Raw genomic sequence first — 12,366 nt, forward strand, 5'->3', positions numbered from 1 at the left:
TCGCAGCTCCTTAAAAATTGTCTGGCAGGGCATCCACCAATGAAGGAAAAGCATGGAAAGGCTCTGTTGTCCGAAGCTGCTCCCTGGCAGAAGACGCGGAATATCCTTTCTTCTCGATCATACTGCGATACATGACCATCAAGACCTCATTGACCTCACTGGACGGAGTCTTCTCAAAGCCTGTGCAGGGCGTATCCTTATTTTCCGCAGTATCGATCCATATCCGCTGAACAGGGACAGTCTCCTCGATGACCCGCAACATAGCTCTGATCTGCGGAAGCAATACTCCAGCATCATCCAGTACGTCTCGTATCGCGGGGTGGTCACTGTCTATCCGGTATCGTATTCCACTGGCGAGGCGCTCAACCTTCCAGGCTTCGGCAACCTGTTTATTTCCAAGCAAGGTGGGCCGGCCTCTGTGAGCAAAGGCTCGGCGCGCACGTCCACGTGTAGCTTCGGCAAGACGGGTCAGCCAGTCTCGAAGATAGACAGGGGGCCTGGCTGTGGACTTGCGGATGTCAATTTTCCAGTCGGCGTCGGCAGAGTTGGGTATATCCAGACGAATTCTTGCCAGTCGGTGAGCTTCGTCCTTTGTCCAAGACCTACCGGTCCCTAGACCCAGCCAACTGCCTGCAACGAGAAGGCGCTCGTTGCGATAAACATAAAACCCCTGCTGGGCCGTCCAGCCTTCAGGGCCACCCAGCACTTCAAAATCCTCGCCAGAAAGCATGTCCTTGTGGGGTAAAACATGACATTCGGCTTCAATCCCCTTGAGTGTCGGGTGCTTGAATACGGGAGGGTTGTAGGGTTTTCCCGGGTGGTCCATCATGAAAGGATCCCAGGGTTTCACCGGCTGTCCATTGAGCAGAATTCTGAGACGTGGTCGGGTTCCTTCTAGATACCTGTGAAACACCATTCCAAGATGCTGCTCGACCTTGTCGGCTAGGTTCAAAAAGTCCTGAACAGTACTTCCTGGAGTAACGATCCGATCCAGCTCCTCCCAAAGGACCAAAGTCCCGCGACCGGCTTCAGTAAGCGGCTCTAGATACCCTTCGGAACCGGGATGGGGCCCCTCCAGCAGATGCCAGCCGCCATCGGAGCTGTTTGCAAGATAGTCAAGGTCCCAGCGCAGAGCTTGTACGCCATCCACACCTATAGTCGCCACGGTTAGTCTGCGGCACTGTGAAAAAGACGCCGTCTTGAGGCCCAGCCCAAAGCGACCAAGATCGGACGTTGCTCTCTCTTCAAGAGGGTTGCGTTCACCAAGCCTCATCGCCAGATCAAGCCCGGCAGCCGACATTCCCGCGCCATTGTCCAAGCAGGTAATTCGACTCTTTGTCTGAGCCCAAACGAACTCGATTCTGACTTCTGAGGCGCCTGCTGCAACGCTGTTGTCAATGATGTCAGACAATGCTGTCTGCGTGTTGTAACCCAGCCCTCGCAAAGCTTCGACCATTGCGCTGGCCTTGGGAGGAGCATTTCGGCTCTTGAATGTGTGTGACAAAATAACGCTCCCTGTCTTGCCTACGATGGTGGGTCAAACTCTACTTCGCGTTTTTTCCGCTTCGAACGATCCGGGCAACAACATCTGCAATCTGCCGAGCCAAAAGCGGCGGAACCGCATTACCCACTTGATGGAACTGTTGCGTTCTATTGCCCAAGAAAAAGTAATTGTCGGGGAAAGTCTGCAGTCTTGCAGCCTCGCGAACAGTCAGACTTCGGCATTGCCTAGGGTCGTAATGAATAAAATAGTGACCATCCTTTGCGATATGGCTAGTAATTGTCGTGGAAGGAATACCTGCTCTCTGGACACGAAAACGGTCACTAAATTTTCCACTTGTCCAGTTCTTGTGATCCGGCGCCAGCCCGGGAAGGTTAAAGTTCTGGTGGCCCTTGGGCGAGTCCCTGTAAGTCTCGGCAAAAGCGGCAGCGTAAACATACCTACGCAGATCGGAACTCATGTGCCCCCTAGCCTCGTGATTTAGCCAGTACTTCAGCCTCGGATCATGCAGCCAGCTATCGAGAAACGTTCCTGTCACTCCATTACCGGCGTTTTTTTTCAGTACCCGCAGTCCGCCAGAGTTTAATTCGCGACTGTCATAACTGCTGGCAAGAATGCCAAGCCTAGTTGCCAGAGCGAGCCTTTCAGGTGTCTCACTTACTAACTGAAGACACTCATGATTCAGCTCCTTCAAATGCTGACGCACTATATCCGCCCACGCATCAGGAGAGTCTTTCAGCTTGGTAAGGGTGCTGCGCAATGGCGGCAGACATCCAATTACCTGATCTATTGTCGGCCCCAAAACAGGGGACAGCTTGTGATCGCCAAGTGCATCTAGGTACTCCTCCGAAACACCTAGAAGTATCACTCGATGCCTGGCTTGGGGAACGCCGTACTCTTCAGCCTGAATGATGTAGTTGCTTGGTTCGATGCTGTCCGGATCTGCTCCACTTTCGTAGATGTCATCGGCGACGAGAGAACAGATTCTATACTTCGGACCATTACCACTTTCTCCAAACGCCGCATCAGGGTCAGCAAGGTCTCGCAAAATCTGGGGAAACATCGGCTCGCCAGCGACCTGTGATGAAAGAATGCCTTTCACGTTTTCCATCACGAAAACTGCAGGCCTCTTTTTTTGAATGATCCTCAAATATTCGCGATAGAGGAAATGTCTGTGATCATTTTCTGCACGATAATCCACCTTTCCACGATTTCTGGCTCGACCTACTATTGAATAGGCTTGGCACGGCGGGCCCCCAATGAGAACCCATGGCCTAGTCTCATCGAGACGGCTTGCCAGCATTTTATCTAGTCCGGTATTGCCCGCTTCGGTACCGAGCTCCAACAATTGTGCTTCGTTGTCGGCGTGTCTCCAAGCTTCAAGACTCCTGGCCGTATAGGGCTCAGGAACATCAGCAGTTTCACAAAAGTTATAGTAATCCTCGAGGGCTTCGGGTTGTCTACTCTTCAGCAGACGATAGAAAGCCCTGAGCCGGAGAGTAGAACGCGCGGAAACCTCCATTTCGGCCGATACCTTGATCTCGAAGGTGTCACCGTTAATGTCCGAATGAGAGGAAAAGCCCTCTCCTAGACCTCCGGGGCCAGCAAAGAGATCCACAACCTGAATGGGATAGGTACGACTCATGAAACCACGCTATTTTGAGAAAGTACGAAATGGATGTAGTTGACCCCGCCACGAGATCCCGAATGATGTCCGGGATCAAGGGAAAAGACACCAAACCGGAACTGGCTGTCAGGCGGTTTCTGCATGCACATGGTTACCGCTTTCGACTTCATCGCAGGGACCTGCCAGGAAAACCGGACATTGTACTGCCTCGACTGAAGGTCTGCATTTTTGTGCACGGGTGTTTTTGGCATCGCCATACCGGCTGCAAATATGCAGTTTTGCCTAAAACACGTACCGATTTCTGGACAGAAAAACTGGAGTCTAATGTAGATAGAGATCGGAAGGTAATGCAGGAGCTGTTCAGCAACGGATGGTGCGTTTTTACAGTATGGGAATGTGAGCTCAAAAATCCCGATGAGGCATTGCGCGCACTGCTCGAACGCCTGAAAACTCTGGAGTAGCGGCACTCGGGGGCAACGGAGATTAACGCCCTCACTAGGCCTCATCCAAAACGAGCAATAGGCCCGCAACCCAAGGGTGGCATACCCACCCACCTGATTGGTTTTTTTTCAGATAGTGATTCAAAGATCCCGATAGAATTTTATTAATATCCGTCACGTTATACCCCAACACGAGTTCCGCGTGAGCAGCTCGATCGCCCGGATTGTCTGCAAAGTATCGCAGGAGATCTAGGGCTACCGTGCCGAGCTTGGCGGTACGTTCTACAAGCACCCTCTCCTCAGACGATCTTGTGCTTGCAGGTGAAGGAGGGATTGACTCTTCATTTAAAAGAGCTCCGTCAAAGGGCCCGACTAAACTTGGAATAACTGTGCCTTTTTCCGAAGAGCGATAAGTGCCGATAGCTCCCTGTATTTGGCCCGCAACGGCCCTCAAGTCCTTATCATCTATTTCGGGGATCTGTATCTCATCTGCTGCCGTCCAGTCCCAATCCTGAAAACTTTCATCTTCGGCAATTTCATCAATTTCTATATTTGTCGCAGAGGTAATAAACGTAGGATCTGAAATCGCTGAACAAACAACAGAACTTGATATTTCGCTACAAAATGATTGAGACTGCAGCTGTCTGAGTAAACTTATAGCATCGTATTTCTCGCATAGAAAGTCGACTAGCAGCTCGCGTGCATCCTGCTCTAGCCCCACGAAAGCAAGGGATGAAAATGCACGCACAACCCCATCAGGCAGGTTATCTTTGAAAGTCACGCGAAGAAGCTCGGAGCATTCCTCTTGACGCTCGGGTAGTGACTTCGGCACCAGATGTGCGACAAGCGCTCCCCATTCTGGCCTACCAGGACGCTGATCGGGACCTGAGATTTCAATCCCGTTTTCGACGTGAATGCAGCCGTCCTCTATTGGACACAGCCGCTCTCTGTAGATCACGGCAAGCCGCCGCCCGTCGATCTGGAGAGGGCATGTAATGCGGTCAACCTCCTTCCCGCAAGACATCACCCTTACCGTCAATTCCATATCCCTATCGCCCAAATCGGTAAGATTAGTAACATCCGGCATCCGAATGCTGGCCGTACGCCGCATCATGCCCACAAAGAATGCTTTTTCCAAGAAGAGTTGATTCCGCCCAGACCAGAAAAAGCTCTCATGGGCCAGAAGATGAGGTCGACTTTCGCCTCGTACTAAAAGCCCTCCTTCAAGTAGACTTGTTACGTAAAAACTCTTGCCACACAGGAACAATGTTCCCAGCATTACGCAAGGCAAAACGCAGCGGTGCCCTATAGGGACGTAGCAGGATGACATGACAATCAAAAAACAAGCTAAACCTACTGAAACACTTTTGACCTTCGAGGTTTTTTTCAATGGTGAGCTGTTTCAAACCGTCGAGTTTTCCAGCCTCCGCAAATGCAACAACTGGCGCGAAAATAGCCTTGGGACCCTAGTGTTTTGACCACCTGACATTGACCTGTGCGGAACAGGGAAGTAAAAGCCAGCATTCGCTATGCAAAATCCTTAAATTCCGCTAGAAAGCGAAATTCGAAGTACCACTGTGGAATTGAGCTTTGATCGACTCAAGGACAGAAAATTAAGAAAATTCGCCGCAGATACTCCGATAAAAAAATAAAATAATCAATTTAAATCAATCAGTTACGAAGACCGTTAGAATTAACCCGCCCACCAACTCAACGAATAAAGACGTCCCACAACATCTTTTTTTGCCTGGCATTCAAACAATCACAATGCTAGTGTCACCCCATGACCACCCATTGCCTCACCTCAACAACCACCACCACGACCGCCGCAAGCGGAGCGTGCGAGGTGTCGTGAGCCAATAACCAACGAACTTCAAAGGCCCGCCAGCGATGGACAGGGCCTTTTTTTATGCCCTTGTGTCGCTGGTTCACACGCAAGGAGATGCACCTATGTACGCCCTGTTGATACTGGATATCCAAGTCGGACTCATCCACGGCCCGGAGAAACCCTGGCGCTGCGACGAGCTGTTGGAAACCCTGAATACCCTGATGGACAAGGCCCGCAGCGCAGGCGCGCCGATTTTTCTCGCGCGTCACATCGGCCCCGCTGGCTCGCCAATCGAAGCGGGCAGCCCACTTACGCTGATTGCACGGGAACTGAAGTTGCAGGGTGGGGAAGTGGTGTTCGAAAAGCGCCGGCCTAACGCTTTTGCAATGACTGATCTGGCTGACAATCTGCGCTCCAACGGCGCCACCGGCGTGGTAGTCACTGGGATGAAAACGCAATACTGCGTCGACAGCACCTGCCGTGCCGCGCGGGATCTTGGCTTCGATACGGTGCTTATCGCCGACGGTCATACCTGTTCTGACACGCCCTTGATGAAAGCCGAGGCCATCGTGGCTCATCACAATGCCACGCTGAATGGGCCCTTCTGCCAGTTGGTTCAGGCTGAGGACTGGAGCTTTTAACAGAGCCTGACGACGGGGGGCAAGCAGGGCCGAGCTTCGGAATTTTCCCGCAAGATGCCGCGCTATTGATGAACTAGCGCACTCCAACCAACAAGCCTAGCCTTCCCCTGTCGCTGCAAAATCAGCGACCGGGTTTAGCAGCTCGGTTAATATCAAGGCCTGCAAAGCCACCATCCGTTCGAGCGATGCTTTCTGCATCCGCTGGTTCGTGTCATGGCGGCTGTGCGTGGGGCACTTTCGGGTGCGCCGGGTTCCTTGATTCCTGGTCTGCTAACCCGCGTACGGTCGCCACCCTTTTCGTTTAGCAGCGATGTCTGGCGACTCCATCAATCAAGGAGTTTCAGCCATGAAAAAAATCACCCCCAATCCCCCAACCACCCTCTTCATCCTCGCCGACGACATCCACCCCGAAACCCTGCTAATCCAAGCCAGCGAAACCCTCGCCTCCCTCAACGCGATGACCACCGACCTGGCTTTCGAACTTGAAGGCGCACACCGCCACAAGTTGCTGGCTGCTCAGCAATTGATCGTTCTAGGTGAGCTACTAGTAGAACGGGTCTTGAACACCCAGCCATTCACTACCCATCCGCCACAACCCTAAAACACGAAAACGGGCGAGCTGCCTCAGCGCATCTCGCCCGCTGGCGTCCCCTCATACTTCCCATTACCCTGACGGCCTTTATCAGACAATCGGAAGTCAGATACCCGTGCTCAAGCCCCTCGCCGTTATCGCTCTTACCGTCATGCCCTTACTCGCCACCGCTGCCGAGCTGGACGGGGTCTGGCAAGGCACCTTGGGCAAATCCGCTATCACCGTCTGTTTCAACGGCGCCGACGGGGAGCATGGCAGTTATTACTACCAGCGCATCCGTACCCCGATTCAACTGACCCAGGCCAACGACAACGCCCCTTGGGTAGAGGAAGGAAACACCGGTTTCTGGGCCCTGCAAAAACCTCAGGCCGATACCCTTTCGGGTGCCTGGAGCAAAACCGATGGCGGCACGCCGCTGCCACTGGCTTTACGCCGCATTGGCACGGACGGCTGCGGCAGCGATGCCTATAACGCGCCCATGGAAGCCGCGCCGCTGCCGATCAAGACCGAGAAGAAGACTTTCCACAACCACACCTACCAACTCAAGACCAAAGGCCCCCGCGTCACGCTCAAGCTGGAGGGAGACAGCCCGGCGGTGCAGAAGATCAACCAGCAACTCGCCGCTCTGGCCGTCAATGACGAAGATCTAACCGACTATTTTTATGAGCGGCGTGAATACCTGGGTCGAAACGGCTCGGTCTATACCAGTGAGATCGAGGTTGAGCCCGCCTATTGGTCATCGCAATTTCTCACCGTGCGGTTCTACCGCTGGGCCGCAGGCCAGGGCGCCATGGGCATCAGTTGGGGCCTGCACTCCTGGAACCTGCAAACCGGGGAGAGTGTGGACCCATGGACCTGGCTCGGCGGCCATCAGCAATGGCATGACGCCTATTCCGGCCATTTGAAGCTGCCGGCCGCCTTCAGCACTTGGCTGGCCAAGCAAACCACTACCGACGAGGGTTGCCCGGCGATCACCGATTACTCCAACTTTCACCTCAGCTTCAACACCCAGGGCCTGCAACTCTCGACACCGGCCAATGGTGACGGCTGCGACAACGATTTGGCCTTCACCTGGGAGCAGTTGGAGCCGGTGCTGACCGCACAAGGCAAAGCAGCAGTGCCCAGCTTGAAAATGCCCTGACGCGCCCGAGAAAAACCCCGTAGCCGTTCACCAAAGGTTAAGAATCGCGCTCGTATACTCCCTGACTACCCATGACCGGTCGCCCGATCGGTCTCATGCCCCGGTAGCCAGATTCCATGACGCGTCCCGCTCCCCTGCTGCTCCTGCTTGCTGGTCTGTTGTTCTTCTTCGCCCTTGGCAACCACGAGCTGCAAGGCTCCACCGAGGCTCGGGTGTCCGGGATCGCCATGGCGATGCACTTGGACAATGACTGGGTGGTGCCGCGCCTGTTTCGTGAACCCTTCCTGGAAAAACCACCCCTGAGCCTGTGGCTGGATGCCGGGGCGATTCGTTTGTTCGGCGCCAGCACCGGGGCGGTGCGTCTGGCGTCGGCGTTTGCCGGGTTGTTCAGCGTGATGCTGTTGTACGGGATGCTGCGTCGCTTCGGGCGGCCGCAGACGCTGGCGTTCAGTGCCGCACTGATTCTGGCGACCATGGCCAGTTACTGGGGCAATGTGCGGGGGGTGGGTGAGGATTCGTTGCTCAGCCTTGGCGTGACCGCGGCATTGTTGGGGTTCTACCAGGCTGTGCGGCCCGAGCGCGACAGCTCCAGTGTGTGGGCGTGGGCGTTGTTTACCGCTGGCATGGTCATCGCCACCCTGAGCAAGGGTGTGTTGGGCCTGGCGCTGCCGGGGATCGTGATCTTTGTGTACCTGCTCAGTACCAGTCTGATGGATAAACGCCTGCGCATCGGCGACTGGCTCAAGCCGGCACTGTTCACGCTGCTGGCCTTGGTGCCGCTGTTGATCTGGCTGGGGTTTCTGTTTCAGCGCGGTGGGATGCAGGCGGTGGGCGAGGTGTTGTGGACCAATAGCGTCGGGCGCTTCAGCGGTTCGTTTGTCGAAGCCGGCCATTACGAGCCGTTCTACTATTACCTCGCGAAACTGCCCGAAGCCTTTCTGCCCTGGAATATCCTGGTGTACCTGGGCCTGTGGCATTTCCGTAAAAGCCTGGTGCGCAACCGCTATCGTCTGTTTTTCAGCGTGTGGCTGGTGGCGCAGTTCACCCTGCTGACCCTGGCTTCCAGCAAACGCACGGTGTATTTGATGGCGCTGACGCCAGCCGCGGCGGTGTTGGCCGCCGAATATGCGCGGGTGCTGCTGGAGTGGGCCAAAGACCGCAAGCCGACGCTGTACCGCTACCACCGCCAGATCATCGGCGGGGTTTTCACCCTGGCCATCGCCTGCTACCTGAGCGCAGCGTTCTGGTTTGCACCAAAAGCCGATGTGCGCCACTCCTTCGTGCCGGTGATCAGCCAGGTCCAGACCCTGCAAGACGAAGGCCGAACGGTGGCGATGTTCCAGCCCAACGAACGAATCGCCGGCGCCAGCGTGTTCTATCTGCAGGCCTACTTGCCGATCCTCAACACCGAAGCCGAACTGCGCGCCTTCCTCACCGCCAAGCCCGGTAACGTTGCGCTGACGGACCACACCGAACGACTGAAAGAGCCGGTCACGGTGATCAAGCAAATGGCGATCAACCGCCAGCCTTACTACTTCGTCAAGCAGTAAGGCCGGCGCGGGGCATCAGTGCTTGGTGAGCTTGTCCAGGTAGCCCATGGCAAACGCCGAGACCACGAAGGTCATGTGGATGATCACGTACCACATCAGGTGTTGCGGATCGACGTTCTTGGCGTCCATGAAGATGCGCAGCAGGTGGATGGAGGAAATCGCCACGATGGAAGCCGCCACTTTCATCTTCAGCGACGAAGAGTCCATGGTGCCCAGCCAGTTGAGCTTTTCCTTGTTTTCATCGATATCCAGTTGCGAGACGAAGTTCTCGTAGCCGGAAATCATCACCATCACCAGCAAGCCGCCGACCAGGGCCATGTCGATCAACGACAGCAGCAACAGGATCACTTCAGCTTCCAACATGGTGAAGATGTTGGGAATCACGTGAATGATTTCCTGGAAGAACTTCAGCGCCAGGATCAGCAAGCCCAGGGACAGCCCCAGATAGATCGGCGCCAGCAGCCAACGCGAGGCGTACATCGTATTTTCGATAAAGCGTTCCATTGAATCTCACACAGCTTGGCTAAAAATGGCGCCGAGTATACCAGCCGCCACCCGGCCTCTGTCACCGCGAGAAAACTGACCCAAGTGGCATCTGTAAGAGAATTTTTCTGCTAGTGTCGAGGCCATTAACTCGGCTCGATGATGTCGGACAGGAAAACTCAGATGATGGATGTGCGATCCCCTTTGGCCACTCTCGGCCTGTGCGCGGCGTTGCTGATGGCCAGCGGCTGCTCCCCCAAAGAAGAGCAGAAGCAGGCGACCCTCGAAGAGAAAACCACGAAGTTCGAACAGTCCCTGGACACCATCCAGGACCCCAAGCTGCGCGATGCCATCGCGGATCTGGGCGGCTCGCTGCTGTTACTGGAACGTGCGCGCCTCAAGCTCGCCACTAAGCCCATCGAGGCCGAGTACGGCGAAGACACCCTGGCCTTGCTCAAGCACTACCCCACGCCCCAGGCCTTGGTGGACACCTATATCAACGGCCTGTTCGTGCTGCGCAAAAGCTCTCATTCGGACTATCTGACGGATTTACAGCCGGTCTTCCCGTTCAATTTCAACGCCCCTGACCAGTTCCCCTTCCCCCATGGCCTGGAATGGCAGTCGGTGACCCTGAGCAACAACAAAGTCATTCCCTTCCAGCCGGAATGGTCGGAAACCGACCCGGGCATCCAATTGAGCCCCAGCAGCTCCAACCTCACCAACCCCGATGACCTGACGGTGACCTACCCGTTTATCGAAGGCATCGAGACGGAAAACAAAAGCCAGCCGCAGCCCGTCAGCCTCAAGGGCGCGGTTGAAGTGATCACGCCGGGCAAAGTGCTGACCTTCGACCTGAGCAAAAAGGACGTGGGCCATAAACGCACCGAGGGCAACATCACCCTCAACCTGCTGTTGCTGGAAAAGAACTACGCCGAGATCGAGCTGACCAACAGCGCCCCCCTGGCCGCAGACGTGGGCGACGAATCACCGAACCCTTTGCTGGTGCAAGCGCGGGACACTACCGGGCAATTTCTGACCCGTTCGGGCTCAATCAACGAGAGTGCCGCGCAAGTGACGTTCTACGAGAAGCAACTGGCTGAAATGCACAAGCAAAAAGCCTGGTCCGACGCCTTCGAGAAACAGCTCACCGATGAGCAAAAAGCCTTCGAACACAAGCAAACCAGCCATTACGCCAAGGTGTATTTCAACGGGATGATCGACAACCTGCAGGTCAATGTCCTGGATTTCTCCCAGGCCACGGTTACCCACAAAGACCTGGATCTGCCGGTATTACGCTTCGACAGGAACAGCCTGCAAACCACGGTGCAGGCCCTGCCGATGCCGGTCACGGTGTATGACGACGGCGCCGCCAGCTGGCTCAAAGATGCCTCGATGACCGAGGACCAACTCAAAAGCAGCGTGACCATCAGCCAATCGACCGACGACGCCAGCGCCGCGAAAATCGTGTTTGACCACCCTTTCACCTTCAACGACGACCTGGTCGGCGCCGAGCGTAACAACAGTGATGCGCCTATCACCTTCTTCACCGCCGATGACAAGGGCGAGCGCGGCGAGCCCATCGAGCTGCCGACCGAGGCTTTCGAGCTGAACGCAGTAAACGGCACACTGACTTACGACCTTAATCTGTTCCCGGAGACCCCGGCGTTTGTGGTGGGCTCGGTGCCGCTGTTCCTGGCGACTATCGAGAAAGCCGTGATTGATGTCGCCAAGCTGCCCAAGGGCCTGTCGCTGAAGGACAACGCGCTGATCGTCGATCAAAAGGACTTCCCCTCCGACAGCTGGCGCTTCTACGCCAAGGACGCCAGCGGCAATTACCTCAAGGAAATCCTCAATGTCAGCCACCGCGCCGAGGAGTACGGCACCGCGCTGTTCGACGTGCATTACTTCTACGGCCAGCCGACTACGCTGGAGAGTTACCAGCGCACCGACCTGAGCACCGTGCAGTACGGCTTCGAGGTCAAGCTGGACAAACCAGAGAGCAAATAGCCGGCGCTAAAGGGCCAACTGCTCCTGGCCGCCATTGAGTTGGCGCAGATGGGCTTGCAGGTGCAGGCACCAGATCTGCGGCTCGTCCATTTGCTCGTAGCCATGCAAGGTCAGGCTATCAACGATGGTGCCCAGCATTCTTTCGGCCACGAAGGGACCATGGAACGGCCCTTGGGATTTGATGGTGGAAGGCTGCTCGCCCGACATCCCGGCGGCAAACAATAGCGTCCACATGCCGTTATCCCCGGCGAGGGGGCGAATGGAGCATTCAATACGGGTGACCAGGCCCAGGCACTGGCGGGTAAGGCAAAGGTTGCGCGACATGGCGGCGCCCCTCGGTAGATCGGTGTTCAGCCCCAGCGCAAGGCGAGGCTGTTTCTATCCTGCGACTCCTGTGGATATCCCTGACTCTGAGAATAGAAGAAAAACACCACAAACCAAGGTTGTAGGGACCAACGGACGTCGGTCCCCGAGAATGGAGTCAATTTTGTGGCACGCTAAACGTCCCTAAAGACATCACGGACCAGTGTGGGAGCTGGCTTGCCTGCGATGACGG

The 12,366-nt window shown here is 55.6% G+C and carries 11 protein-coding genes; 6 read left to right on the top strand and 5 right to left on the bottom strand.

Annotated features, from left to right (window positions below; genetic code table 11):
• Positions 1–10: 10 nt before the first annotated feature.
• Together TK42_RS18200 and TK42_RS18205 are read right to left on the bottom strand one after the other, a co-directional pair.
• Positions 11–1,456: an ATP-binding protein gene (locus TK42_RS18200; protein ID WP_103734809.1), complete on the bottom strand. Its 1,446-nt coding sequence runs from the start codon at positions 1,454–1,456 to the stop codon at positions 11–13.
• A gap of 88 nt (positions 1,457–1,544) precedes the next feature.
• On the bottom strand, positions 1,545–3,146 hold the full coding sequence (locus TK42_RS18205; protein ID WP_103734810.1) for a DNA cytosine methyltransferase: 1,602 nt from the start codon (positions 3,144–3,146) through the stop codon (positions 1,545–1,547).
• Positions 3,147–3,175: 29 nt separating this feature from the next.
• Here TK42_RS18205 and TK42_RS18210 point away from each other — a divergent pair, with 29 nt between their 5' ends.
• Positions 3,176–3,589 carry a very short patch repair endonuclease gene (locus TK42_RS18210; protein ID WP_103734811.1) on the top strand — a complete coding sequence of 138 codons (414 nt, stop codon included), beginning with the start codon at positions 3,176–3,178 and terminating at the stop codon, positions 3,587–3,589.
• A gap of 34 nt (positions 3,590–3,623) precedes the next feature.
• On the opposite strand, the gene TK42_RS18215 is transcribed toward TK42_RS18210, so the two are convergent.
• Positions 3,624–4,706, bottom strand: coding sequence for a hypothetical protein (locus TK42_RS18215; protein ID WP_103734812.1), 1,083 nt, complete (start codon positions 4,704–4,706; stop codon positions 3,624–3,626).
• An 812-nt stretch (positions 4,707–5,518) separates the two neighbouring features.
• On the opposite strand from TK42_RS18215, the gene TK42_RS18220 reads away from it, so the two are divergent.
• From TK42_RS18220 to TK42_RS18235, 4 genes are all read left to right on the top strand, one after another.
• Positions 5,519–6,037, top strand: coding sequence for a cysteine hydrolase family protein (locus TK42_RS18220; protein WP_103734813.1), 519 nt, complete (start codon positions 5,519–5,521; stop codon positions 6,035–6,037).
• A gap of 346 nt (positions 6,038–6,383) precedes the next feature.
• Complete coding sequence (locus TK42_RS18225) at positions 6,384–6,638, top strand: DUF6124 family protein (RefSeq protein WP_032879416.1); 255 nt, start codon at positions 6,384–6,386, stop codon at positions 6,636–6,638.
• Positions 6,639–6,744: 106 nt separating this feature from the next.
• Positions 6,745–7,770 (top strand): hypothetical protein, encoded by a 1,026-nt coding sequence (locus TK42_RS18230; RefSeq protein ID WP_103734814.1) that lies wholly within the window; start codon positions 6,745–6,747, stop codon positions 7,768–7,770.
• A 116-nt stretch (positions 7,771–7,886) separates the two neighbouring features.
• Positions 7,887–9,320 carry a glycosyltransferase family 39 protein gene (locus TK42_RS18235; RefSeq protein WP_103734815.1) on the top strand — a complete coding sequence of 478 codons (1,434 nt, stop codon included), beginning with the start codon at positions 7,887–7,889 and terminating at the stop codon, positions 9,318–9,320.
• A 15-nt stretch (positions 9,321–9,335) separates the two neighbouring features.
• On the opposite strand, the gene TK42_RS18240 is transcribed toward TK42_RS18235, so the two are convergent.
• On the bottom strand, positions 9,336–9,824 hold the full coding sequence (locus TK42_RS18240; RefSeq protein ID WP_005791582.1) for a TIGR00645 family protein: 489 nt from the start codon (positions 9,822–9,824) through the stop codon (positions 9,336–9,338).
• 162 nt (positions 9,825–9,986) lie between these two features.
• Here TK42_RS18240 and TK42_RS18245 point away from each other — a divergent pair, with 162 nt between their 5' ends.
• The gene (locus TK42_RS18245) at positions 9,987–11,810 is read left to right on the top strand and encodes a hypothetical protein (RefSeq protein WP_103734816.1); all 1,824 of its coding nucleotides are present in this window, start codon (positions 9,987–9,989) and stop codon (positions 11,808–11,810) included.
• A gap of 6 nt (positions 11,811–11,816) precedes the next feature.
• Here the strand turns inward: TK42_RS18245 and TK42_RS18250 are convergent, their stop codons facing one another.
• On the bottom strand, positions 11,817–12,134 hold the full coding sequence (locus tag TK42_RS18250) for a hypothetical protein (RefSeq protein WP_005791586.1): 318 nt from the start codon (positions 12,132–12,134) through the stop codon (positions 11,817–11,819).
• Positions 12,135–12,366: the final 232 nt, after the last annotated feature.

It is taken from the genome of Pseudomonas sp. GZJR-8 (genome assembly GCF_002916705.1).
In the GTDB taxonomy this organism is placed as follows: Bacteria; Pseudomonadota; Gammaproteobacteria; order Pseudomonadales; family Pseudomonadaceae; genus Aquipseudomonas; species Aquipseudomonas synxantha_A.

Coding starts and splice junctions, on each gene's coding strand:
- TK42_RS18200 (WP_103734809.1), bottom strand. CDS start 1,456: ATGGTCGAAGCTTTGCGAGGGCTGGGTTACAACACGCAGACAGCATTG.
- TK42_RS18220 (WP_103734813.1), top strand. CDS start 5,519: ATGTACGCCCTGTTGATACTGGATATCCAAGTCGGACTCATCCACGGC.
- TK42_RS18250 (WP_005791586.1), bottom strand. CDS start 12,134: ATGTCGCGCAACCTTTGCCTTACCCGCCAGTGCCTGGGCCTGGTCACC.
- TK42_RS18225 (WP_032879416.1), top strand. CDS start 6,384: ATGAAAAAAATCACCCCCAATCCCCCAACCACCCTCTTCATCCTCGCC.
- TK42_RS18245 (WP_103734816.1), top strand. CDS start 9,987: ATGATGGATGTGCGATCCCCTTTGGCCACTCTCGGCCTGTGCGCGGCG.
- TK42_RS18240 (WP_005791582.1), bottom strand. CDS start 9,824: ATGGAACGCTTTATCGAAAATACGATGTACGCCTCGCGTTGGCTGCTG.
- TK42_RS18205 (WP_103734810.1), bottom strand. CDS start 3,146: ATGAGTCGTACCTATCCCATTCAGGTTGTGGATCTCTTTGCTGGCCCC.
- TK42_RS18235 (WP_103734815.1), top strand. CDS start 7,887: ATGACGCGTCCCGCTCCCCTGCTGCTCCTGCTTGCTGGTCTGTTGTTC.
- TK42_RS18210 (WP_103734811.1), top strand. CDS start 3,176: ATGGATGTAGTTGACCCCGCCACGAGATCCCGAATGATGTCCGGGATC.